This window comes from Microbacterium sp. A93 (assembly GCF_051842835.1).
This window is the reverse complement of sequence record NZ_JBPXMT010000019.1, coordinates 1-22,468: the sequence shown is the minus strand read 5'-3', so window position 1 is coordinate 22,468 and position 22,468 is coordinate 1. Positions and strand designations below refer to the sequence as shown.

The 22,468-nt window shown below is 63.9% G+C and carries 23 protein-coding genes; 10 read left to right on the top strand and 13 right to left on the bottom strand.

What is annotated here, in order from left to right:
• Positions 1–206 precede the first annotated feature (206 nt).
• The 3 genes from ACSU1G_RS33160 to ACSU1G_RS33150 form a co-directional block, all read right to left on the bottom strand.
• Positions 207–1,145: a MerR family DNA-binding transcriptional regulator gene (locus ACSU1G_RS33160; protein WP_439285695.1), complete on the bottom strand. Its 939-nt coding sequence runs from the start codon at positions 1,143–1,145 to the stop codon at positions 207–209.
• Positions 1,146–1,292: 147 nt separating this feature from the next.
• The gene (gene ychF, locus ACSU1G_RS33155) at positions 1,293–2,366 is read right to left on the bottom strand and encodes a redox-regulated ATPase YchF (protein ID WP_439285693.1); all 1,074 of its coding nucleotides are present in this window, start codon (positions 2,364–2,366) and stop codon (positions 1,293–1,295) included.
• Positions 2,367–2,496: 130 nt separating this feature from the next.
• Positions 2,497–3,237: a class I SAM-dependent methyltransferase gene (locus ACSU1G_RS33150; protein ID WP_439285691.1), complete on the bottom strand. Its 741-nt coding sequence runs from the start codon at positions 3,235–3,237 to the stop codon at positions 2,497–2,499.
• 59 nt (positions 3,238–3,296) lie between these two features.
• On the opposite strand from ACSU1G_RS33150, the gene ACSU1G_RS33145 reads away from it, so the two are divergent.
• From ACSU1G_RS33145 to rmuC, 3 genes are read left to right on the top strand one after another with little or no spacing between them, the layout of a single operon-like run.
• Entirely contained in the window at positions 3,297–3,890 is a 594-nt protein-coding gene (locus ACSU1G_RS33145; protein ID WP_439285689.1) for a 3'-5' exonuclease, read from the top strand.
• A gap of 35 nt (positions 3,891–3,925) precedes the next feature.
• A complete protein-coding gene (locus ACSU1G_RS33140; protein ID WP_439285687.1) occupies positions 3,926–4,333 on the top strand; it encodes an ankyrin repeat domain-containing protein in 408 nt (135 codons plus the stop codon).
• A 47-nt stretch (positions 4,334–4,380) separates the two neighbouring features.
• Positions 4,381–5,640, top strand: coding sequence for a DNA recombination protein RmuC (gene rmuC / locus ACSU1G_RS33135; RefSeq protein ID WP_439285685.1), 1,260 nt, complete (start codon positions 4,381–4,383; stop codon positions 5,638–5,640).
• A gap of 51 nt (positions 5,641–5,691) precedes the next feature.
• Here rmuC and ACSU1G_RS33130 read toward each other — a convergent pair whose 3' ends face one another.
• Both ACSU1G_RS33130 and glpX read right to left on the bottom strand, forming a co-directional pair.
• Entirely contained in the window at positions 5,692–5,985 is a 294-nt protein-coding gene (locus tag ACSU1G_RS33130; RefSeq protein WP_439285683.1) for a hypothetical protein, read from the bottom strand.
• A gap of 129 nt (positions 5,986–6,114) precedes the next feature.
• The gene (gene glpX / locus ACSU1G_RS33125; protein WP_439285681.1) at positions 6,115–7,101 is read right to left on the bottom strand and encodes a class II fructose-bisphosphatase; all 987 of its coding nucleotides are present in this window, start codon (positions 7,099–7,101) and stop codon (positions 6,115–6,117) included.
• Between the two features lie 185 nt (positions 7,102–7,286).
• Between glpX and fbaA the strand changes: the two genes are divergently transcribed.
• On the top strand, positions 7,287–8,315 hold the full coding sequence (gene fbaA, locus ACSU1G_RS33120) for a class II fructose-bisphosphate aldolase (protein ID WP_439285679.1): 1,029 nt from the start codon (positions 7,287–7,289) through the stop codon (positions 8,313–8,315).
• Positions 8,316–8,420: 105 nt separating this feature from the next.
• Here fbaA and ACSU1G_RS33115 read toward each other — a convergent pair whose 3' ends face one another.
• The 4 genes from ACSU1G_RS33115 to ACSU1G_RS33100 all read right to left on the bottom strand — a co-directional run bounded on the left by ACSU1G_RS33115 (position 8,421) and on the right by ACSU1G_RS33100 (position 12,669).
• Positions 8,421–9,749, bottom strand: coding sequence for a hypothetical protein (locus ACSU1G_RS33115; RefSeq protein ID WP_439285677.1), 1,329 nt, complete (start codon positions 9,747–9,749; stop codon positions 8,421–8,423).
• Positions 9,750–9,925: 176 nt separating this feature from the next.
• Complete coding sequence (locus tag ACSU1G_RS33110) at positions 9,926–10,465, bottom strand: DUF6264 family protein (protein ID WP_439285675.1); 540 nt, start codon at positions 10,463–10,465, stop codon at positions 9,926–9,928.
• 297 nt (positions 10,466–10,762) lie between these two features.
• Positions 10,763–11,536, bottom strand: a complete 774-nt coding sequence (locus ACSU1G_RS33105) for an IclR family transcriptional regulator (protein WP_439285673.1) — start codon at positions 11,534–11,536, stop codon at positions 10,763–10,765.
• Positions 11,537–11,604: 68 nt separating this feature from the next.
• On the bottom strand, positions 11,605–12,669 hold the full coding sequence (locus tag ACSU1G_RS33100) for a 4-hydroxy-3-methylbut-2-enyl diphosphate reductase (protein ID WP_439285672.1): 1,065 nt from the start codon (positions 12,667–12,669) through the stop codon (positions 11,605–11,607).
• Between the two features lie 74 nt (positions 12,670–12,743).
• On the opposite strand from ACSU1G_RS33100, the gene xseA reads away from it, so the two are divergent.
• Genes xseA through ACSU1G_RS33075 form a run of 5 tightly spaced genes read left to right on the top strand, consistent with a single transcriptional unit; the run spans position 12,744 to position 17,006 of the window.
• Positions 12,744–14,021, top strand: coding sequence for an exodeoxyribonuclease VII large subunit (gene xseA, locus ACSU1G_RS33095; protein WP_439285670.1), 1,278 nt, complete (start codon positions 12,744–12,746; stop codon positions 14,019–14,021).
• Between the two features lie 45 nt (positions 14,022–14,066).
• Positions 14,067–14,306, top strand: a complete 240-nt coding sequence (locus ACSU1G_RS33090) for an exodeoxyribonuclease VII small subunit (RefSeq protein WP_439285668.1) — start codon at positions 14,067–14,069, stop codon at positions 14,304–14,306.
• A complete protein-coding gene (locus tag ACSU1G_RS33085; protein WP_439285666.1) occupies positions 14,303–14,944 on the top strand; it encodes a DUF4245 family protein in 642 nt (213 codons plus the stop codon). Before ACSU1G_RS33090 ends, ACSU1G_RS33085 begins: the two co-directional genes overlap by 4 nt.
• Positions 14,941–15,615 carry a carbonic anhydrase gene (locus ACSU1G_RS33080; RefSeq protein ID WP_439285665.1) on the top strand — a complete coding sequence of 225 codons (675 nt, stop codon included), beginning with the start codon at positions 14,941–14,943 and terminating at the stop codon, positions 15,613–15,615. Before ACSU1G_RS33085 ends, ACSU1G_RS33080 begins: the two co-directional genes overlap by 4 nt.
• Positions 15,612–17,006, top strand: coding sequence for a class II fumarate hydratase (locus ACSU1G_RS33075; RefSeq protein WP_439285663.1), 1,395 nt, complete (start codon positions 15,612–15,614; stop codon positions 17,004–17,006). Before ACSU1G_RS33080 ends, ACSU1G_RS33075 begins: the two co-directional genes overlap by 4 nt.
• 193 nt (positions 17,007–17,199) lie before the next feature.
• Here ACSU1G_RS33075 and ACSU1G_RS33070 read toward each other — a convergent pair whose 3' ends face one another.
• Positions 17,200–17,646 (bottom strand): ASCH domain-containing protein, encoded by a 447-nt coding sequence (locus ACSU1G_RS33070; RefSeq protein WP_439285661.1) that lies wholly within the window; start codon positions 17,644–17,646, stop codon positions 17,200–17,202.
• Positions 17,647–17,863: 217 nt separating this feature from the next.
• Between ACSU1G_RS33070 and ACSU1G_RS33065 the strand changes: the two genes are divergently transcribed.
• Positions 17,864–18,700, top strand: coding sequence for a DUF559 domain-containing protein (locus tag ACSU1G_RS33065; protein ID WP_439285659.1), 837 nt, complete (start codon positions 17,864–17,866; stop codon positions 18,698–18,700).
• Positions 18,701–18,790: 90 nt separating this feature from the next.
• On the opposite strand, the gene ACSU1G_RS33060 is transcribed toward ACSU1G_RS33065, so the two are convergent.
• The 3 genes from ACSU1G_RS33060 to ACSU1G_RS33050 all read right to left on the bottom strand — a co-directional run bounded on the left by ACSU1G_RS33060 (position 18,791) and on the right by ACSU1G_RS33050 (position 22,281).
• On the bottom strand, positions 18,791–20,065 hold the full coding sequence (locus ACSU1G_RS33060) for a PhoH family protein (RefSeq protein ID WP_439285877.1): 1,275 nt from the start codon (positions 20,063–20,065) through the stop codon (positions 18,791–18,793).
• Between the two features lie 277 nt (positions 20,066–20,342).
• Complete coding sequence (locus ACSU1G_RS33055) at positions 20,343–21,461, bottom strand: aminotransferase class V-fold PLP-dependent enzyme (RefSeq protein WP_439285657.1); 1,119 nt, start codon at positions 21,459–21,461, stop codon at positions 20,343–20,345.
• Positions 21,462–21,498: 37 nt separating this feature from the next.
• Positions 21,499–22,281 (bottom strand): isoprenyl transferase, encoded by a 783-nt coding sequence (locus tag ACSU1G_RS33050; protein ID WP_439285655.1) that lies wholly within the window; start codon positions 22,279–22,281, stop codon positions 21,499–21,501.
• Between the last annotated feature and the right edge of the window lie 187 nt (positions 22,282–22,468).

Genomic DNA, 22,468 nt, shown 5'->3' with positions numbered 1-22,468 from the left:
ACGCGGTGCACGTGATAAGCGCCGGTTCTACGATCGTCTTCTGCTCATAATAGAGCTCGGGAACCGCCAAGGCCGCGTTCTTGCCAATTTGCGTTTGACCAGCTGTTCTCAGTTATTAAAGCGGAACTCCACCACGTCGCCGCACGTACCAACCTCTCGGCGACTGACCACTATCGAGCAGAAGCAAGGTGCGGCGAGCTCAACGTTCATGGGTGTTCATGCAGCCAAGCAAGCACCTGCTGAGCGTGAGCATTTGGCGGAAAGATCGGGTAAAACGCATGCTCAATCTGCCCGTCGCTGACGATCAGCGTCAGTCGCGAATAAAGCCGACCTTGGCCAGGGGCGTCGAAAGTGGGCAGGTCCAGGACATCCGCGACTTGGAATCGCTCGTCAGAGAGCATCGCGAACGGCAACCGAAGCCGTTCCGTGACCTCGGCCTGATAACCGACGTTCTGACTCGACAATCCGTAGACCGCACTCACTCCAGCCGATCGAAGGTCGTCGAAGTGATCACGAAAGTCACAGGCCTCGCTGGTACATCCCCGAGCGCCGGGAATCGACTCCCACCCGTCTGGCAGGTCGGCACCCGGCCGCCCGGTGAGTGGGTACAGATAGATCACCGTGCGCCCCGCACCGAGCTCGCCCAGGTTCACGCGATCACCGTCGCTGGCCTGAAGCGTCAGAGCAGGCATCGAAACGCCGGGAAGGTGATCCGCAGCTCCATCATCAACCGGAATGGGCAGTCCCTCGGGCAGTGTATTCAAATCGGCCATGGTCGACTCCTTCGTGAACGTGCGGGACGCACTCTGGTCGAGGCGCTGCACAAGCTCATATCGTTTTGCTCGGAGGGATTCGATGGCACGATCAATCTCAGAGATAGCGTCCCGGTATGCGACCAGTGAGGATGCGCAGTCATCTCCATGCTCATGGCCGAGCGAAAGACAATTCAGGAATGAAATCGCCTGACGCGCCGTGATCCCCGCGACGGCCAGTTCGCGAATCTCAATCACCGCGCGCATGTCCTCTTCGCGGTAATCCCGATAACCGTTGGATAGCCTGTCCGGCCGGATCAACCCGAGGCTCTCGTAATAGCGCACAGCCTTCACCGTCACGCCCGAGCGCTTCGCGAGCTCACCGATCCGCATCTCATCCCCTCCGCTGTCGACGCTAGACCTTGCCCTGTAGGGCAAGGTCAAAGTCTAGGCGGGTCGACTGGTTACGTTGCTCGCGCACGAGCCAGAGAGACGCTGCTGACAGCCAGCTCCATATCCACCTGGTCGCACACCAAAGGGTTAGTTCGAAAAGCGGAACTCCACCACGTCGCCATCCTGCATGACGTACTCCTTGCCCTCAAGGCGCGCCTTGCCCTTGGAACGAGCCTCGGCGACGGAACCTGTCGCAACGAGGTCCTCGAAGGAAATGACTTCGGCCTTGATGAAGCCCTTTTCGAAATCAGTGTGGATCACGCCGGCAGCCTGCGGGGCCTTAGCTCCCTTGGGGATCGTCCATGCGCGAGCTTCCTTCGGGCCTGCGGTCAGGTACGTCTGCAGCCCCAGCGTGTCAAAGCCAATACGGGCGAGCTGGTCGAGGCCAGACTCGTCCTGGCCGGTCGATGCCAGCAGCTCCGCAGCATCCTCCGGCTCGAGATCGATGAGCTCCGACTCGATCTTCGCGTCGAGGAAGATCGCCTTCGCCGGCGCGACGAGAGCGGCGAGCTCTTCCTTGCGCGCAGCATCCGTCAGCACTGCCTCGTCCACATTGAAGACGAAGATGACGGGCTTGGCCGTCATCAGGCCAAGTTCCTTGATTGGATCGAGATCGATGCCGCTGACCGACAGGAGGATGCCGCGATCGAGGGCATCCTTCACCTCAAGGGCGGTCTCGAGAACGATGGGCTCAGCTTTCTTGCCGCGCACCTCTTTCTCGAGGCGGACGATCGCCTTCTCCACCGTCTGGAGATCAGCGAGCATCAGCTCGGCATTGATCGTCTCCAGGTCGTCCTTGGGGTTGATCGCGCCATCAACGTGCACGACGTCGCTATCGGCGAAGCCACGCACGACCTGAGCAATAGCATCGGCCTCTCGGATGGTCGCGAGGAACTTGTTGCCGAGCCCCTCCCCTTCGCTCGCGCCGCGCACGATCCCGGCGATATCGACGAACGACACCGCAGCAGGAAGAAGCCGCTCGCTACCGAAGATCTCGGCAAGCTTCGCAAGCCGCGAATCTGGCAGGTTGACCACACCAATATTCGGCTCGATCGTCGCGAACGGATAGTTCGCCGCGAGCACGTCATTCTTGGTGAGTGCGTTGAAAAGAGTCGACTTGCCGACGTTGGGCAAGCCCACGATTCCGATAGTTAGAGCCACGGGGCAATAGTCTACCGGGCGCCAGCATCCCCACCTGAGAACAGGACGACCGCCCGAGATCAGGACGTTTCGTGCTAAATCTCCTGACCTGCGGACAACCTCCTGATTTGGGGAGGGCAGACAACCAGGCTCAGCCCCGCACCGCGCGAAACACCCGCGTCACGTACGGCAGATCGATGCTCTGCTCCCATGTCAGCCCCAGCTCGTCGAAGAGCGCATCCATGTAGTCATGAATACGACGACGCTCGGGAACGGATGCCGTGATGAGGTGGCTGCGCGAATCTGCCATGCGGTGCAGCTGACCCCGCGTCATCGGCCGTACCCACAGCCATTCGTTTGCCTCCAGCCCGCCGAACGGTGCGGCGACAGTCGGGCCGGTCGTATCCAAGAGAACCTCCGCCACGCTCGCGTGCATGATCGCGGTCAGGCGACGCACCCAGCCGGTCCGGGAATCGCGAGTGTTCCAGATGAGCCCGAGCGTTCCGCCTGGCCGCACAACACGACCGATCTCCGCGGATGCCCCAACCGGATCCACCCAGTGCCAGGCCTGCCCGAGCACAACGACGTCGAGGCTCGCATTCGACAGCGGTAGCTCTTCGGCCGTCCCGGCGAATGTCGGCACACCGGGCACCGCCTCGCGCAGCTTCGCGAGCATCACCGGGTCGGGGTCGATCGCGACGACCTGAGCATCCGGGGCCTGCGCCAGCACCCGCGTCAGCTTTCCGGTGCCCGCGCCGACGTCAGCGATTCGGCCAGATCCCGGCGGGAGTCGATCCAGCATCCAGGCAACCGCCTCGAACGGATAATCGGGACGCGCAGCCTCATAATCGTCTGCCGCCGCACCGAAAGAAGTCGCCTTCGCGTCACTCATATCGCCAGCCTACGGCGAGTCTCCGACGTCTCCCGCGGGCCTGGAGAGAAGGTGGACAGGTGCCCTTGGATTTCACCGCAATCGACTTCGAGACGGCGAATTCCAGCCCCGCCTCAGCGTGCTCAGTCGGACTCGTCCGCGTCCGCGACAGCAAAGTTGTCGCCACCGACAGCTGGCTGATCAGGCCACCAGCAGGGCACGATGACTTCCAGGAATGGAATATCAAGATCCACGGCATCTACCCGCAGGATGTTGCCACCGCAGCCACGTGGCCCGAGCAGTTCGATTTCCTCTGCGATTTCGCCGGAGATGACGTCCTCGTCGCGCACAACGCCGGATTCGACCTGAAGGTACTGCGCACCGCATCCGAGGTCACCGACCTTGACTGCCCTCCGTACCGCTCGTTGTGCAGTCTGCAGGTGGCCCGCAAGACATACGACCTCGAGTCGTATCGTCTGCCGAAGGCCGCCGCCGCGGCCGGATTTGCCGAGTTCTCGCACCACGATGCGTTGGCGGATGCTCGCGCCTGCGCCCAGATCGTCATCGACGCCGCCCATCGGGCCGGTGCTGACGATGTCGAAGCCCTGGCAAAAACGCTCGGCCTGCGCGTGACAGACCCGCCCGTGGTCGTGGAACGTGAGCGCGCCGCCTGAGCGCATCCGTGCTCCGATCGCGCGACAATGGGAGCATGACGAATACATCCGGCGACTCCCCGGTCAGCCTCGAGGTCATTGAGGGCACCTTCGACCTCGCCCGGCAGGGCCGTACCGGCCCGCTCGGCGAGATGATCGATGCCGGCGTGCCGATCGATGTACGCAACCCGCGCGGTGACACGTTCTTGACCGTGGCCACGTATGCCGAACAGGAGCATACGGTCGCTGATCTGGTGCGCCGCGGTGCCGATCTGGATGCGTCGAACGCCAACGGTCAGACCGCTGTCTCGTGTGCGGTGTTCCGCAAGAACGAGACGCTGCTGCGCATGCTTTTGGATGCTGGTGCCGATCCGAACGCCGGCGGCTTATCCGCTGCGGCGATCGCCGACCAGTTCGCACTGACCGGAATGCGCACGATTCTCGACGAGTACTCCAGCCACTGAGCTTCGCGCATCCCCGCAATGTCTGAGGCCTTCGGCATCATGAAGGTATGGATGCTCCACTGATCGTTCTTCTCGCCATCGCAGCCCTCGCTCTGGGCGTTGCGGTGGGATGGTTCGCGCGCGCTGCGCGCGGCGCTGCCGAGCTCTCGCGCAGCAGCACTGACCTTGCCCGCGCAGAGGCAGAGCTGAAGGCAGCGCGCGATGACCGCGATCGACAGTACGACCTGTATCGGGATGCTGTTGAGCACGCCCGCACCGAGCAGCGGGCCGAAGCTCAACGAGTGCAGCAACAGAACGCGGTACTCACGGCGCTCGCTCCGGTGCGCGAGTCTCTGCAGCAGATGCAGAACAAGGTGGCGACGCTCGAACAGGAGCGACATGAGCAGTTCGGCTCTCTCGCCGAGCAGTTGCGCCGCGCACAGGAGTCTGACGAAGCGTTGCGCGCCACCACCGAATCTCTTGCGGGTGCGTTGCGCTCGACTTCAGCGCGCGGCGTGTGGGGCGAGACGCAGTTGCGGCGGGTCGTCGAAGCGGCCGGCCTCATGCGACACGTCGACTTCGACCTGCAGTCCACGATCTCCTCCGATCGAGGCCAGGGGCGCCCCGATATGGTGATCCGCCTGGCTGGCGGCACCTCGATCGCGGTCGATGCGAAGGTTCCACTCGACGCGTATCTCGAGGCGAGCGCCCTCGCCGGGCGCGACGCTGATGAAGGGCTGCGCCGGCAGTACATGCAGAAGCACGTCAAGGCTGTCCGCGCACACGTCGACGCGCTCGCGAAGAAGGCCTACTGGTCGGGGCTGGACGCGAGCCCCGAGTTCGTCATCTGCTTCCTGCCCAGTGAATCCTTGCTTGCGGCGGCAATCGACGAAGACCCGACGCTGCTCGACTATGCGTTCAGCAAGCGAGTAGCCCTCGCGTCCCCCGTAAATCTGTGGGCAGTGCTGAAGACCGTCGCCTTCACGTGGACCCAGCATGAGGTCTCGACCGAGGCACGCACGCTGCTGAACCTCGGCACGCAGTTGCTCGACAGACTCGGAACTCTGGCCGGTCACGCTGACGATCTGCGTCGCGCTTTGGAACGCACTGTCGACAGCTACAACAAGTTCGCAGGGTCGCTGGAGAATCGGGTGCTCGTCACCGCTCGCCAGTTCCCTGGTATCGATGCGTCAGCACTCGAGACGACACCTTCCACGATCACGACACCGGCACGGCGATTTACTGCGCCAGAGCTCGTCGAAGGTGCCCAGTCCGCAGAGATCGAAGCCGACCTGGGCGCGGTGCGCGAGCGGCTGGACGAGCACTGAGCTCACACATCAGCGCTCAAACATCAAGGCCCGAACATCATTGCTCGAACGTCAGGCGCTGTACGGCACCCAGCTGAGCAGAGCGATCACGAGACCGGAAGTGACGACGAACGCGCCGATCATCCACCAGGAGCTGAGCTCATGCCCCTCAGCACGCCGCACCCGGAAGAGCACGTCAGCGCGACGAGCAGGATCAGCGTGAGTTGGTGCCACGGTCGCTGCCGCAGCAGCGGCGGCGCGAGCGGCTTCATCTTGAGGAGAGATCCGCAGGATGCGCCCGGTGTTGGTGGTGACCATGTTGACTGGCACGGACTTCTTATCGCTCCGCGATTGCTGCGTGGTCATCGCACCCTCCCGGATGCCGCCATGGTGGGGGCCTGCAAAGGCGACGAATCCAGGCTCTATTGTGCCAGCAAAGCCTGAGAACAACGGCAGGCGCGGCTCAGCTGCAGTACCGGGTCGGTAACGATCGACTTACAGCCACTTGGAGACGAGGTGCTCTGAAGCGATGCGACGCAGCGTTCCGGAAGCCCCACGCAACACGACAGATTCGGTGTAGACGTAGTTGCCCTCACGGCGAACGCCGTCGACAAGTTGCCCGTCGGTCACACCGGTTGCAACGAAGATCGTATTGTCGCCCCTGACGAGCTCGTTCGCCTCGTAGACGTAATCCATGGCGAGGCCCGCATCAATGCCGCGCTGGCGCTCATCATCATCGCGGGGCCAGAGCCGGCCCTGGATGTGCCCGCCGAGTGCCTTGATCGCACAGGCCGTGACGATACCTTCCGGGCTGCCACCCACACCGACGCACATGTCCGTGCGCGCACCGTGCCGTGCCGCGTTGATGCCACCGGCGACGTCACCATCACTCATCAGACGCGTGCCTGCGCCGGCCTCGCGGATTTCCTCGATCAGCCGCTCGTGACGCGGGCGGTTCAGCACCGAAACGACGATTTCATCGACGGGCTTACCGAGGGCCTTCGAGAGCAGACGGATGTTCTCACCGACGGGGAGTCGGATGTCGACGATGCCGACGCCAGCGGGGCCCGTGACGAGTTTGTCCATGTAGAAGACGCTGGAGGCATCGAGCATCGTGCCGCGATCAGAAACCGCAATCACTGAGAGCGCGTTCTGTCGTCCGGCCGCGGTCAACGATGTGCCATCGATCGGGTCGACGGCGATGTCGCATTCCGGACCTCTGCCCGAACCGACGACCTCGCCGTTGAAGAGCATGGGAGCGTTGTCCTTCTCCCCCTCGCCGATCACGACGCGGCCCTGGAAGTTCACGGTGCCAAGGAACGCACGCATCGCATCAACGGCGGCGCCGTCAGCTGCTTCCTTGTCGCCTCGGCCGATGAACGGCACGGCCCGAATCGATGCGGCCTCGGTCGCCCGCACCAGCTCCAACGCAAGATTTCGATCGGGACGCAATGGGCTCATATCGGCCGTCAGACTCACCATGTGGTCAGCTTATCCACCGGGTCGTTCGAAACAGGCGGTGTTTCACATCGAATCGAGTGAAGGAATCGCTTTTCTTAACAGGAGCGCAGGACGCCCTCTCCTGACGAGCACCGGACCTCACGGCATCCGCTCGCCGCCAGCGATAGAGTTGAGGCTGTCCCGGCTCATCTATCGCAGGAGTTTTCATGCCCGTCGCCACACCGGACCAGTACGCAGAAATGCTCGACCGCGCAAAGGCCGGTTCCTTCGCGTATCCCGCGTTCAATGTCTCCAGCTCGCAGACCATCAACTCCGTCCTCCAGGGCCTGACCGAGGCCGGCTCTGACGGCATCATCCAGGTCACCACTGGCGGCGCCGACTACTTCGCCGGCCAGACCGTGAAGGCCCGCGCCACGGGCGCCCTCGCCTTCGCGCGCTTCGCCACCGAGGTCGCCAAGAACTACCCGATCACCGTCGCGCTGCACACCGACCACTGCCCGAAGGATGCCCTCGCCGGCTTCGTTGAGCCGCTGATCGCCGCTTCTGAGGAAGAGGTCAAGGCCGGCCGCAACCCGATCTTCCAGTCGCACATGTGGGATGGCTCTGCCGTGCCGCTCGCGGAGAACATCGAGATCGCCCAGGAACTTCTCCCCCGCATGAAGAACATCAACGCGATCCTTGAGGTCGAAATCGGTGTCGTCGGCGGCGAAGAAGACGGCGTCGAGCACGAGGGTTCGAACGACGCCCTCTACACGACCTTTGCCGATGTTGACCAGGCCGTCCAGGCTCTGGGCCTCGGCGAGCAGGGCCGCTACATCGCCGCCCTCACCTTCGGCAACGTGCACGGCGTGTACAAGCCGGGTGGCGTGAAGCTGCGTCCCGAACTGCTGGGCGAGATCCAGCAGCAGGTCGCCGCGAAGTACAACACTGGCGCGAAGCCCCTCGACCTCGTCTTCCATGGTGGATCGGGTTCCAGCGATGAGGAGATCGCGCTCGCGGTCGCCAGCGGCGTCATCAAGATGAACATCGACACCGACACGCAGTACGCGTACACGCGTGCGATCGCCGACTACATGTTCAAGAACTACGACAGCGTCGTGAAGGTCGACGGCGAGGTCGGAAACAAGAAGTTCTACGACCCGCGCGCCTGGGGCAAGGTCGCTGAGACGGCCATGGCCGCTCGCGTCATCGAGTCGACCCGCCAGCTCGGCTCGCACGGCCAGTCCAAGAGCTGACCCTCTCGAATCTACAAAACCACGCCGAGACTACGTCGAAATGACGTAGTCTCGGCGTGGTTTTGTCGTCTCGGTGAGGCGAGGCAAGGCGGCGCAGGGCGCGGGTCAGCGCCGACGCGCACGCACGGCGCAGATGACCAGATCGGCCACTGCATCGATGATGAGCAGGATGCCGAGGAATCGTCCGAACCCGCGGCGCCGGGATGCCGCGACACCGAGTGCGAGTTCGCTCACGCTGAGCGCCGCTGCAAGTACGGGGTTACGGCGCAGCGCATCCGCCATGCGAGCCAACGGTCGATCACGACGCGTCAGCGGCGTCATTGCCGGTATCCCGTCGATCAGAGTCTCGAGGATCGCCGTACCCCAGCCCGTCGGCTCGAAGCGCTGCACGGCAAGATCGGTCACGGCGAGATCGATCCGGGCAAGATCGGTCACGGCGAGATCGATCCGGGCAAGATCGGTCTGGGCGGGGTCAGCGTCATCGAAGGCGGCCGCAATGAGATCTGCAGGGATGCCGAAGGCAGCCAGGAACGCCTCCTGACGCGCGCGCATGCCAACCACTCCGCCCAGCGACTCAGGCTGCAGCGCGCGGTGCGCGGCGGCCACATCGACCCTCGAGTGCGTCGCGACCTCGGCGAGCTCGTCACGACTGCCGTCACCATCGCTTATCAGCCGGCGACAGATCTCCGCCGTCTCCGGCACGGTGATCGCATCCAAATCCAGAACCGGCACGGTGTGACGCTCGGCCCCAGGCCAGAACTGGTGAACGCCACCGTTCGTGGTGACCTCGAACCAGTCTCCGGCGTCATCCACGCGATTCAGCTCGATGACCGGCATCTCCGACTTCGTCGCAATCCCCGCGTTGGTCGAATCGTCAGACTCGAAACGCAGCAGCGACCAGGAGCCGGACTCGACGTGCTGGACCTCCAGACCGTTCAACTGGGCGATCATCCGACCGGCGAACGGCCCGCGGTGCGAGAAAACCGAAATACGGACGGGCGGTGCGTCGAACGCCGATTCGTCGAGGGATGCCTCTTCCACCGGGTCCGCAACGAGAGCAGCAGCAGGCTCGAAGAGATCGCCGTCCGCGTCCGCACTACAGCAGCCTTCGCCACAGCACTCGTCATCGTCAGAATCGTCTCCTGACTGCATCCACAGCGTCAGCCCGGCATCCGCGAATTCCTTGCGCAGCTGCGGCACGGTCAGTGTCGTGGCGATGGTGTCCTCGACGGTCAGGGTGAGCACCCGACCGGCGTCGGTCACCGGGATCGTGACGACGGCCTCCTGCTGGGAGTCATCCCACTCGCCATCGCCGTCGAACAGGCCGGCAGGCACCCGCAGACGCGTGAAGACCCCTCGAGCATCCGCCCGCGGATCAGACCCATCGCCGCGATCGACGGAGGCATAGGACAGCTGGACGCCGAAATTGTTCACTGCCTAAGCCTAATCGGCTGCAGTTAGCCCGAACCCTCACTCCGCCATCCGCTCCCCCGTCTTGCATCACGAATTGTGGGGGCGGATGCTGCTGCCCTGGGCGATCGCGCTGTTCGTCGTCGCCGCGTTGCAGTGGGCGTGGTTCCGGTGCCCGCGAGGTCTGGGGCTGAGCGCTGCTACGGCTGCGTAGCCCCGTCAAGGTAACTCACGAAGGCAGGGTCGTTCATCATCGGCACCGCGAGGCAGATCGACACGATGATCATGGTGACCGCGGCGCCGACCAGCGGCACCCACCAGGTGAGCTTGCCCGTGCGCAGGCGTCTGAGCGAGATCCAGGCAGTCGCAACCCATCCCGCAACCAGAATCACAGCGGCAATCGTGCCCCAGAACTTGCCCTGGGCGAAGTTCGTGAACTCCCCCTCGACGCCGAGAATCTTCATGCTCTCGTTCATCAGAGTCGGCAGATCGAGGTACGCCATACCCGTGATGAAGACGCTCACCATGCCATAGGCGAGCATTGCGATCGTGATGATCCGGTCCCACGAGCGCGGCTTGGGTGCCGCCGGCGCCGGTGCAGTCAGGGTGGCGGGCGCAGCGTGCACGGCCTCAGCCGACACCTGCGCCTCGACCACAGCATCCAATGGCGGCAGCCCTGCGAGTCGTCGCTGCTCCTCCGGAGTCGCGTATTCGCCGTACTGGGGCCGCTGATCGGTCATCATGCCATGCTAACTCTCGCGCCTTTGAACAGACCCCCAACGGGGCCGCTGCCAGGCACAGGTCTCGAAACAAAGCGGCGGCCCCAGAGGAATGGGGATTCCTCGGGGGCCGCTGGCACTGAGCGCTGGGGACGCTCAGACCAAAGATGAATCAGCGCTGGGGGCGCTTCCTCCATCTGCAGCACCGTGATACAGGGGCTACAGGCAATAGATTAGACAACTGTCCAGGAAAACGCGAGGGGTTGTTCTTCAGATAGTGAACTGCTACTCGAATCGGCCGACGATTCTGCCATGGCCTCAGGCCTGACCGAACTTCTCCGCACCGAGCTGCAAAGAGAGCCGACTCGCCGCAGATCTCAGGCGTCGAGCGATATCCTCGGTGTTCACGTCACGATTCTCTGTCGGCACAGAGACGGCGAGCGACGCATTCATGCCAGGAGCGGTCACCGGCACGGCGATGCAGGTGTGCCCGATCGCATATTCCTCACGATCGGTCATCCACTCGCGTGGACGCTCCAGCACCGTGAGCAGCGCGCGCCGATCGCTGATCGTGTGTGGAGTCAGCTCACCGAGCGGATGACGGGATACATAGTCGAGACGTTCTTCCAGCGGGAGCTCGGCGAGAATCTGCTTGCCGAGTGCCGTGGCGTGCGCGCTTTCGTGTAGCCCGACCCAGAGTTCAACGCGCGGACTGCGACGTGCATCGACGATATCGATCAGATGCACCTCCCCATCGGAGAAGCGCGAAAGATACGCCGTGACGCCGGTCTGGTCAGTGACCGTGTTCAGAGCGGTGCGCACGTGCGCAAGGAAGACGCCCCTGCTTTCTTGCCCCGGCGCGAATCCGGGGAAGCGCGGGCCGAGGACGAGTCCATCCGGCTGACTCACGAGATACCCCTCGTGAATCAGAGTGCGCACCAGGTTATATGTCGTCCCCATGGTGAGAGCGGCGGATTGAGCGAGCGACTTCGTCTGCACCGGACGCGCCGAGTTGGCGACGATGTCCACGAGGGAAAGCGCACGCTGCACCGACGCGATCAGCGTCTGCTCACGTTCTGTGGATGTCGACATCGCTCATCTCCCTGCCAGGATATTGCTCCGTGCCACCTTTGTCGGCCACCATCGGTCGGCCGATTGAATCAGTGCGTGCTGCGCCCACCCAACGCGCGCTCATCGCGCTGTCCCGATGCGTCCTGCCTCAGCTCCTTGGGAAGTGAGAACATCAGATCCTCCTCGGCCGTACGAACTTCTTCTACGTCGCCATACCCTGCACTGCTGAGCGCTTCGAGGACTTCCTCAACAAGGATCTCCGGCACGGAGGCCCCACTCGTCACTCCCACGGTGGCGACGCCATCGAGCCATTCCTGCTTGACTTCTTCGGCGTAGTCCACACGGTACGCCGCCTTGGCACCGTATTCCAGAGCGACTTCCACCAGGCGCACACTGTTCGATGAGTTCGATGACCCGACGACGATCACAAGGTCCGCGTTTGCTGCGACCTTCTTGATCGCCACCTGACGGTTCTGCGTGGCGTAGCAGATGTCATCCGACGGCGGATTCTGCAGGTCCGGGAAGCGCGCGCGAAGACGATTCACTGTCTCCATCGTCTCGTCAACCGACAGCGTCGTCTGCGAGAGCCACACGACCTTGGACGGGTCCTTGACCACGACAGTGTCGGCTTCATCGGGCGAGTTGACGATGGTGACCCGCTCGGGTGCGTGGCCGGCGGTGCCCTCAACCTCTTCGTGTCCTTCGTGCCCGATGAGCAGGATCTCGAAGTCGTCGCGCGCGAAGCGCACTGCTTCCCTGTGCACCTTGGTCACGAGCGGGCAGGTCGCATCGATCGCGTGCAGTCCTCGGTCGGATGCCGCACTCACGACTGCCGGCGAAACTCCGTGTGCGCTGAAGACGATGTGCGCGCCTTCCGGCACTTCATCGACCTCCTCAACGAAGATCGCGCCCTTCTCCTCGAGCTCGGTCACCACGTGAATGTTGTGCACGATCTGTTTGCGCACATAGACCGGTGCGCCATAGCGCTCCAGAGCCTTCTCGACAGCGACGACAGCACGGTCCACGCCGGCGCAATAGCCGCGAGGAGCAGCCAGCAGAATCCGCTTGTGTCCTTCGATCGGGATATCCTGAAGCCGCGTCGCCCGCGATCGAGGAATGCGGGGAACGGGAAGATGTACGGTGACCTGGCTCACCCTTTGATCCTACCGTTGAACGCCGATGACAGGCCTGTGTGAGCGCTCAGGCGCACAAGTATGAAGGGGCCCCGATGACGGTCTTCGAAGCATCATCCGCGCAAGGCGACATTCCGCCGGCGGATGCTGTCGCTCCGCGTGACTCGACCGCGGATGCTCCGACCTCCGTGGCGCGTCTGAACGGGACGATCCGGGACTTCATCGCGCGTTGGAACGTCGTCTGGGTCGAAGGCGAGATCACGTCCTGGAACGTCCGCGGCGGAAACGTATTCGGCAGGCTCAAGGACACCCAGTCCGATGCCCAGATCTCGATCCGCATCTGGTCGAGCGTGCGTGGTCGCATCCCGGCAGACCTCGCAGTCGGCGATCACGTGGTCGCCGCAGTCAAGGCCGATTACTTCGTCAAGGCCGGTGATTTCAGCTTCACTGTCTCATCGATGAAGCACGTCGGCCTCGGGGACCAGCTCGAGAAGCTCGAGAAGCTGCGCGCGCAGCTGCGCCAGGAGGGGTTGTTCGACGCGTCGCGCAAGAAGCGGTTGCCGTTCCTCCCCCATGTCATCGGACTCATCACCGGCGAACGCTCGGATGCTGAGAAGGACGTGCACCGCAACGCCGAGCTGCGCTGGCCACAGGTGCGCTTCCGGACGCAATACGTCGCTGTGCAGGGTGAGCGCTGCGTGCCAGAGACACTCGCCGCACTCGCCGCACTGGATGCAGACCCCGAAGTCGATGTCATCATCATCGCCCGCGGCGGCGGCGACCCACAGACTCTGATGGGCTTCAGCGATGAACGGCTCGTGCGGGCCGCGGCCGCGGCATCCACACCCATCGTCTCGGCCATCGGACACGAGAATGACCACCCACTTTTGGATGACGTCGCCGACCTCCGCGCCTCGACCCCGACGGATGCCGCGAAACGCGTCGTCCCCGACGTCGGCGAGCAACGTGCACTCATCGGGCAGTTGCGCTCACGGTCGACCACGCGTCTGACGCAGCGGATATCTCACGACATCGCACAGTTGGAACAGCTGCGTTCCCGCCCGGTGCTGCGCTCGCCAGATCCGATCATTGCCGACCGCGCACAGGAGCTCTGGCTGTTGCTCGCTCGCGGCCGCGAGACGGTCACTCGCCTGCTCGACATCAACGGTCGCAAGACTAGTGAGCTGCGCGCGTCTCTGCGCGCCCTCTCCCCTGCGGCGACGCTCGCGCGCGGCTATGCCATCGCTCACCTTGAGGGCGGAGTGATTCTGCGAGATGCCGCGGATGCTCCGGCCGGCAGCGCACTGACCATCACCGTCGACCGTGGGTCGCTTAGCGCGCGGTCCGAAGGCGAGATACCGGAGGCAGAATAATCGTCGTGGCCGGACGGCCAGGCGACGTCGGCGCGGGGTCGTAGAATGGAAGATGTGACTGCTTCGACCGACGCCCCCGTGGAAACACTGTCATTCGAGGCCGCTCGCGACGAACTCGTGCGCGTCGTCGCCGAGCTCGAGCAGGGCGCGCCGACCCTCGAGCACTCGCTCGCTCTCTGGGAGCGAGGCGAGGCTCTCGCTGCACGCTGTGAAGAGTGGTTGCTGGGCGCGAAACGCCGTCTCGAACAGGCGCGCACCGCGGCATCCGATGAGGACGACTCATGAACAAGCCCGCTCCCATCGTCGCCGAGCTCGGCCGCGCGGAGACACCGCAAGAGACCGCGGCCCGCAAGGCGGAGTTCAGCAAAAATTACCGGGCAAGTCAGACATTCCGCAATCTCGTCGCGGCGCTCATCATCACGGTGGCAGTCGTGGTCATCATCGTCTTCGCCGTGCCGCGTGGCACACCGGCATCCGAGAAGGCGATCGACGTGGCGCGCATCGCCAGCGATGTCGAATCCACGATGGAGAGCCCGGCCATCGTCCCTGAACTGGATGATTTCTGGCGTGTCAACGCGGCAGAACTCCAGGGCGGAGCGACGGTCGTCTGGAACATCACGCTCGCCCCCGCCGCCGACGACGAGCGCGGTTTCATCCGCATCGCCCAGGCCTTCGACGCCGATGCCGCGTGGGCACCTCAGATGTTGAACGGCACCGCGGCAACAGACACCACTGAGATCGGTGGCCTGGAGTGGGACGTTTACACGCTCAACCGCGACGCGGCAGACAACGTCTCGTACGCGATCGGTACGCAGGCAGGGGACGACTACGTGCTGTTGTACGGCTCGCGTTCCCCTGAATCGACGGCTGAGCTCGCTGAGTCGCTCATCCCACAGATCGAAGAGATTGCGGAGAACTCATGACCCCTCTCACCCCGACGGCGGCGTGGCAGCAGATGCTGGACGGCAATCGTCGATTCGTGAGCGGGGAGCCCCGGCATCCCAACCAGGATGTCGAGCGTCGACACGATCTCGCCCACACGCAGGATCCGGTGGCCACCCTGTTCGGCTGTTCCGACTCGCGCCTGGCCGCTGAGATCATCTTCGACCTCGGCCTCGGCGACCTCTTCGTCGTGCGCAACGCCGGACAGGTCATCGGCGAATCGATCGTCGGCAGCCTGGAGTATGCCGTCGAGATCCTGAAGGTCCCGCTGATCGTCGTGCTCGCACATGACGAATGCGGTGCCGTGCGCGCTGCCATCGACGGTACCGCGATCGACGCAGCCCCGCTGCCGCCGCACATCTGGAAGCTGATCGCGCCGATCATCCCCGCCGCTCGCAAGGTGTTCGCCACCAACGGCGGAACATCGCCCGCTGACATCGACGCGGAACAGGTCGGTCGTGAACACCTGCGTAACACGGTCGCCAACCTGTTGCAGTCCTCCGAGCTGATCAGCGACGCTGTCACTGAGGGCCGCCTGGGCATCGTGGGCGCCAACTACCGACTTTCCGAGGGCACTGCGGTGCCCGCCATCACTGTTGGAATCGACACGGGGATCAAAGACGTCCCCACAAGCCAGGAGGGATCGAAGTGACCGATACCGAATACCGCATCGAACACGACACCATGGGCGAGGTTCGCGTGCCCATTAATGCGCTGTATGGAGCGCAGACGCAGCGTGCTGTGGAGAACTTCCCGATCTCCGGCAAGGGGCTCGAATCGACGCAGATCGCTGCTCTCGCACGCATCAAGAAGGCTGCGGCGCTCGCGAACAAGGCCCTCGGCACACTTGACGGTTCCATCGCAGATGCAATCGCTCAGGCCGCCGACCAGGTGGCTTCTGGCGTACACGACGCAGAGTTCCCCGTCGACACCTACCAGACCGGATCTGGCACCTCATCGAACATGAACATGAACGAGGTGCTCGCGACCCTGGCGACCGGCATCCTCGGCTCTGCCGTGCATCCGAACGATCACGTCAACGCATCGCAGTCGTCGAACGACGTGTTCCCGACGTCGGTGCACATCGCCGTGACGCAGGCATTGATCGACACGCTGATCCCTTCGCTCGACCACCTCGCTGTGGCTCTCGAGGCGAAGGCTGTGCTGTGGAAGGATGCCGTCAAGGCGGGCCGCACGCACCTCATGGATGCGACCCCCGTCACCCTCGGCCAGGAGTTCGGCGGCTACGCCCGGCAGATTCGCCTGGGCATCGAGCGCGTGCAGTCGGCTCTCCCCCGCGTCGCTGAGGTTCCCCTCGGCGGCACGGCCGTCGGCACCGGCATCAACACGCCGCTCGGCTTCCCGCAGAAGGTCATCGCACTGCTGGCGGAGGAAACCGAGTTGCCGATCACCGAAGCGAAGGACCACTTCGAGGCTCAGGCCAACCGTGACGGCCTGGTCGAGGCATCCGGAGCTCTTCGCACCATCGCTGTCTCGCTCACGAAGATCAACAACGATCTGCGCTGGATGGGCTCTGGCCCCAACACCGGCCTCGGTGAGCTGCACATCCCCGACCTGCAGCCCGGTTCGTCGATCATGCCCGGCAAGGTGAACCCGGTCGTCCCGGAGGCCGTGCTCATGGTGTGTGCTCGAGTCATCGGCAACGATGCAACCGTGGCGTGGGCCGGAGCATCCGGTTCATTCGAACTCAACGTTGCCATCCCGGTGATGGGCACCGCCCTGCTGGAGTCAATCCGCTTGCTCGCGAACGCCTCGCGTGTTCTCGCCGACAAGACCATTGACGGACTTGTCGCCAATACCGAGCGCGCCGCCGCATTCGCAGGCATGAGCCCGTCGATCGTGACGCCGCTGAACAAGCTCATCGGCTACGAGGCCGCCGCCAAGATCGCCAAGTACGCCGTTGCTGAGGGAATCACAGTGCGCGACGCCGTCATTGCCCTCGGATACGTGGAAAATGGCGCGATCACCCTTGAGCAGCTGGACGAGAAGCTCGACCTGCTGAGCATGACCCACCCGGGCTGATGCCTGACTGACACGGATGCCGCGGGGCTCAGACCTCGCGGCATCCGTGTTTCTGGGGGTCTTGGCCGCCGGCCCTGCCCGTCGTCGGCCGTGCCCGTCGACACCCCTGCCCGTTACGCACGGCGGAGGTTGTGACACACGACGGAGTTATTGGGCCAAAACCTCCGGCCTCCGTAACAGGCCCCGCCAGGTGTCACACCTGAGGCAGCGGCTCCGTACGGAACTGCACCAAAACGACCGTGGTTTCGTCATTGACGGCGAACGTCGGGTCGCCCATGGCCGCACGGTACTCGGCGCCGTGCCAGAATCCTTCATGCCCAACGCGCCACTCAGCAACGGTCGTAAACCCTTCGCCCTCCGCGATCGCGTGTTCGAGGTCCACGTCCGCCAACCGCGCCACCCGTACGCCCACGATTTCCTCGATGCATACAGGCTCGCCGTCCGAGTCGATCACGAAGGCGCGATCGCCCACAGTGGGCAACGCTTCACCCTCGATCTCGTACTCGACGGCGAGAGAGGTCGTCGCGGTCTTCTCTCCGCGGAGGATGGCGGCGACGAGTTGATCCCGCAGCGCACCGGGAAACCCGTACTCAGATACGGGCAGGTCCTTCTCCGACAGGAGACTTTTTTCTTCCGGCATCCGCACATCGTATCGGCCGTCCGATCAACCGCTCCGTTACGCACGGCGGAGGTTGTGACACACGTCGGAGTTCATGGGCCAAAACCTCCGGCCTCCGTAACAGGCCCCGCTAGTCGGCACACCCTGACTTGTTCTGCACATTTCCGGATTCCGCGATTTTGTCCACATTCAGATGCCGCGGCCCCCACAACCGCACACAAATGACGACCCTGGATCGATGATCGATCCAGCCCACCTCATCACCCAGTTCGGCGGCGTGGCCAAGGGCTCACGCCTGCAGAAGTTCGGCGTCACGCGCATGATGCTGTCTCGGCACGTCGCCAGAGGCAACATCGAACGTATTCGCAGCGGAGTGTTCGCCGTGCCATCGCTCCCGCCGATCGTGCACGATGCGATCGCCCATGGCGGCGCCCTCACCTGCACGTCGGTCCTGCGCATGCACAAGGTGTGGGTTCTTCACGATGGCACCGAGGCGCACGTCTGGATGGGCACGTCCGGGAAGGCTCGCGCACATGCGGACTGTGCGTGCGTGAGCCACTACTACCAGGGCGAACCTCCGCTGGGTCGCGCCTCGATAGAGCAAGCGCTCCTGCATCTGTACCGATGCCAGGGCGAGGAGGCCTTTTTCGCTGCTTTCGAATCGGCATGGAATCAGCGCCTAATCTCCCGCGCGGCCCGAGCCCGAGTACGGGCGTTGTTGCCGGCATCCGCTCGCTGGCTGGTTGAGCTCGCGCGGGCCGACGCGGAGAGCGGGCTGGAGTCTCTTTTGCGGCTCCGGCTGCATCTCATCGGCATCCAACTCGAATGCCAAGTGAAGATACCCGGTGTCGGCAGGGTCGATTTCGTCGTCGGTGGGAGTCTAATCATCGAGGCAGACGGCAAGGAGAATCACGACGGTACGACGATGCGCCATAAGGATCTGAAGCGGGATGCCGCGGCATCCATCCTGGGATACGAGACCCTGCACTTCGACTATGCGCAGCTCATCTACGACTGGCCGACAGTGCAATCGGCAATCATCGGGGCTTTGATTCGGCTCCGCGACCACGCGTGAACGTTACAGACAGCGGAGGATGTTCCACCCGTCGGAGTTTTCTCCAAGAAACCTCCGACGGGTGTAACAATCTCCGACTGGTGTAACGGGCTAAGAAAGTTCCCGACCCTCCAGCAACTCGGTCACCAGCGCGGCAATCGCCGAGCGCTCCGAGCGCATCAGCGTCACGTGAGCGAACAAGTCGTGCCCCTTCAGCGTCTCGATCACCGAAGCGACGCCGTCGTAGCGACCCACCCGCAGGTTGTCGCGCTGTCCGACGTCGTGAGTGAGCACGACGCGAGAGTTCTGGCCCATGCGGCTGAGCACAGTCAGCAGTACGTTGCGCTCCAGCGACTGGGCCTCGTCCACAATCACGAAGGCATCGTGCAACGAACGACCGCGGATGTGCGTGAGGGGAAGAACTTCGAGGATGCCGCGCTCCACGACCTCCTCCATGACATTGCCCGAGACGACCGAACCGAGCGTATCGAAGACCGCCTGCCCCCACGGGCCCATCTTCTCGCCCTGGTCGCCGGGAAGATATCCGAGCTCCTGCCCGCCCACGGCGAACAGCGGCCGGAACACGATGATCTTCTTCTGCTGCTGCCGCTCCAGAACCGCCTCGAGTCCGGCACACAGCGCGAGGGCCGACTTTCCTGTCCCGGCCCGACCGCCCAAAGACACGATTCCGACATCCGGGTCCGTGAGCAGGTCGATCGCGATGCGCTGCTCGGCCGAGCGTCCATGCATCCCGAACAGCTCGCGGTCGCCACGCACCAGTCGATACTCGCCGTCGCCTGTCACGCGTCCGAGCGCCGAACCGCGCTCGGAATGGATGATGAGTCCCGTGTTGACCGGAAGCCCCCTGGCGTCCTCGCTGATGCCGACTTCGCTCTCGTAGAGGTCGCTGATGTCATCGCCGGAGAGGTTGAGATTGGCGATGCCGGTCCACCCGGAGTCCACGGCCTGCTCCGCGAGATACTCCTCCGCCGCAAGACCCAGCGAGGCCGCTTTGACGCGCATCGGCAGATCCTTGGACACGATCGTGACATCCTGGCCGTTTTCGGCAAGGTGCATGGCGACCGAGAGGATGCGGCTGTCGTTGTCGCCGAGCCGGATACCGCTGGGCAGCACCGATCCGTCGGTGTTGCCCAGCTCGACGCGCAGCGTGCCGCCTTCGCCGACTGGCACCGGGAAGTCGAGCCGGCCGTGCGCAATGCGCAGATCATCGAGGTGGCGAAGAGCCTGCCGGGCGAAGTAGCCAATCTCTGGATCGTGGCGTTTGCCCTCCAGCTCTGTGATCACGACGATCGGAAGAACGATCGAGTGTTCAGCGAAACGGAAGAACGCCTGCGGATCACTCAGCAGCACCGAGGTATCGAGCACATAGGTGCGGAGGTCCTGATCGGGTTTCCCTGAGGATGCCCGACGCGAGACCTGACGGGTGGACTGCTGCGCTGTACGTGTGGTCACGACCCACTCCCGACCCGGGATGATTCCCGGCTAAGCCACGAGTCGACCTGGGGCCACGAGTCGCGGACCTGAGGGCCGACTCGACCGGACACCGTGCCCGATGCCTCGAAGGTACGACTGACCAGGCCGATGCCTGCGAGCGACACGCACCACGCAGGGTTAAGCCTCTGTGAACGGCCGCTGAACGCGCTCAGACGCCGGGGACGACGGCGGTTCCGATCGCCTCATCAAGCATCCGCAGCGTCTCGTCGCTCGTGCCCGCATGCGGCGCAACACGCACGCTTGACCCCCGCGTGGTGGCGACGATTCCGGCGTTGGTCAGTGCTGCGGCGAGCGCGGCGGGTGCCTCGGGCGCCAGTGCGACGATGCCTGCGCGGCGCGCGGGGTCACGTGGCGTGAGTACCGGGATGCTGTGGCGATCGGCGATCTCGAAGATTCTGTCGACGTGGTCACGGATCGTCGCTTCGATCGTGGCCACCCCGGCGTCGCGCACGTCGCGCAGACCGATGGCCAGACGAGCGACGGAGAGCTGATCCGCGCCGTTGATCTGATAGGCGCGAGCGGATGCCGCAGGCGCAGGCAGGTCATCGAATGGAAGGCCGCCCTCGACCCCTCCGAACCCCGACAGAACCGGTGCGATGCGCTCTCTGGCCCTCGCTGAGAACGACGCGAATCCGGTCCCGCGCGCTGCGCGCAGCCATTTGTAGCCATGTCCGACGACGACATCCGCCACGGAGTAGTCCTCTTCGAGGATGCCGAAGGATTGCACTGCATCCACGATCAGCAGGCGGTCAGGCCCGAGAACTTCACGCAGCGCTGCAAGATCGGCACGGTAGCCGGTGCGGAAGTCGACGTGGCTGACAGCGAGCGCGGTCACGTCATCGTCCAACGCCTCGGCGACGGCCTCCGGAGTGACGAAGGTGTGCTCGGGCGTGATCCAACGCGGAGCGAGTTCACCATTGGATGCCTGCGCAGCGCGCTCCAACGTCATGCTGATGCTCGGGAACTCTGCGGAAGAGGCGATCACCGTGCCTTTCAGCCCGTAGAACGCGTGCATCAGACCGTGCGTTGCCGACGGCTGCAGGGTGACCTTGTCGATGTCGATGTCGAGAAGTTCGGCCGCGAATTCCTGTGCCTGGTCGACGCGCTCGGCGATCAGCGCACGTGATGAGGGGCGCCCGCTGCCGAGCAAGTCGGCGTCGGCGAAGACCTCGGCGCGGACGGTGGGCGATATCGGCCCGAAGGCTGCCCAGTCGAGATATCCGGGGTCACCATCGAAAGTGGCGAGGTAGTCATCGAAAGTACTCACCCTATGAGTGTCCCATGCAACTGCATAAGAGCGCAGTTCAGCGGCCGAAGCGACGATCCCGATCGGCGTAATCGCGGATCGCTCGCAGGAAGTCGACCTCACGCAAATCGGGTCCCAGGGCCTCCACGAAGTAGAACTCACTGTGCGCGCTCTGCCAGAGCAGGAAATCACTGAGCCGCTGCTCGCCGCTGGTGCGGATCACCAGATCGGGGTCGGGCTGACCGCCGGTGTAGAGGTGTTCGCCGATCATCTCCGGAGTGAGGTGAGCCGCGAGGCTCTCCATCGTGCCGCCGGAGGCGTCCTGCTCCGCGATGATTGACCGCACCGCATCAACGATTTCGTGACGCCCGCCATAGCCGACCGCGAGGTTCACGTGCAGGCCGGTGTGCTCCTTGGTGCGCTCTTCCGCATCGTGCAGCACTCGAGCGAGTTCATCAGGGATGATGTCAGTGCGACCGACGTGCTTGACGCGCCAGCCACCCTCCTGAGACAGTGCCTCGGCAAGTTCAGCGATGATCTCGATCAGGTCTTCGATCTCTTTCGAGTCTCGCTTGATCAGATTGTCGCTGGAGAGCAGATACAACGAGACCACGCGCACACCGATGTCGTCACACCACCCGAGGAACTCACGCATCTTTGCAGCGCCGGCGCGGTGACCGTCCGCCGGAGAGTCAAAGCCCAATTGACGGGCCCAGCGCCTGTTGCCGTCGATCATCATCGCAACATGGTGCGGAACGGATGCCGGATCCAGCTGGCGTCGAAGCCGATTGCCGTACAGCCAGTACAGCGGCCCTCGGCCCTCGCTCGTGCGTGCTTTCACGTGTCTACGCTACCGCGCCTTCCGCTTTTCTCTGGGGTATGGCTCCGGATACGTGCATGTAACGGCATGGGCCGGGATCTAGATATCCCAGGGGTGCAAGTTGTCAAGCCGCGAGGGCGTGTTGGTGCGCCCAGGCAAGTTCCTCGTCGTATGGGGTGTGGTGTCGGAGGCAGCCGTCGAGGATGCC

Bases quoted from the DNA above. Each gene is read 5' to 3' on its own strand.
- ACSU1G_RS33160 (WP_439285695.1), bottom strand. From the start codon at position 1,145: ATGCGGATCGGTGAGCTCGCGAAGCGCTCGGGCGTGACGGTGAAGGCT.
- ACSU1G_RS33150 (WP_439285691.1), bottom strand. From the start codon at position 3,237: ATGAGTGACGCGAAGGCGACTTCTTTCGGTGCGGCGGCAGACGATTAT.
- ACSU1G_RS33140 (WP_439285687.1), top strand. From the start codon at position 3,926: ATGACGAATACATCCGGCGACTCCCCGGTCAGCCTCGAGGTCATTGAG.
- rmuC (WP_439285685.1), top strand. From the start codon at position 4,381: ATGGATGCTCCACTGATCGTTCTTCTCGCCATCGCAGCCCTCGCTCTG.
- ACSU1G_RS33130 (WP_439285683.1), bottom strand. From the start codon at position 5,985: ATGACCACGCAGCAATCGCGGAGCGATAAGAAGTCCGTGCCAGTCAAC.
- glpX (WP_439285681.1), bottom strand. From the start codon at position 7,101: ATGGTGAGTCTGACGGCCGATATGAGCCCATTGCGTCCCGATCGAAAT.
- fbaA (WP_439285679.1), top strand. From the start codon at position 7,287: ATGCCCGTCGCCACACCGGACCAGTACGCAGAAATGCTCGACCGCGCA.
- ACSU1G_RS33110 (WP_439285675.1), bottom strand. From the start codon at position 10,465: ATGACCGATCAGCGGCCCCAGTACGGCGAATACGCGACTCCGGAGGAG.
- ACSU1G_RS33105 (WP_439285673.1), bottom strand. From the start codon at position 11,536: ATGTCGACATCCACAGAACGTGAGCAGACGCTGATCGCGTCGGTGCAG.
- xseA (WP_439285670.1), top strand. From the start codon at position 12,744: ATGACGGTCTTCGAAGCATCATCCGCGCAAGGCGACATTCCGCCGGCG.
- ACSU1G_RS33090 (WP_439285668.1), top strand. From the start codon at position 14,067: ATGGAAGATGTGACTGCTTCGACCGACGCCCCCGTGGAAACACTGTCA.
- ACSU1G_RS33085 (WP_439285666.1), top strand. From the start codon at position 14,303: ATGAACAAGCCCGCTCCCATCGTCGCCGAGCTCGGCCGCGCGGAGACA.
- ACSU1G_RS33080 (WP_439285665.1), top strand. From the start codon at position 14,941: ATGACCCCTCTCACCCCGACGGCGGCGTGGCAGCAGATGCTGGACGGC.
- ACSU1G_RS33070 (WP_439285661.1), bottom strand. From the start codon at position 17,646: ATGCCGGAAGAAAAAAGTCTCCTGTCGGAGAAGGACCTGCCCGTATCT.
- ACSU1G_RS33065 (WP_439285659.1), top strand. From the start codon at position 17,864: ATGATCGATCCAGCCCACCTCATCACCCAGTTCGGCGGCGTGGCCAAG.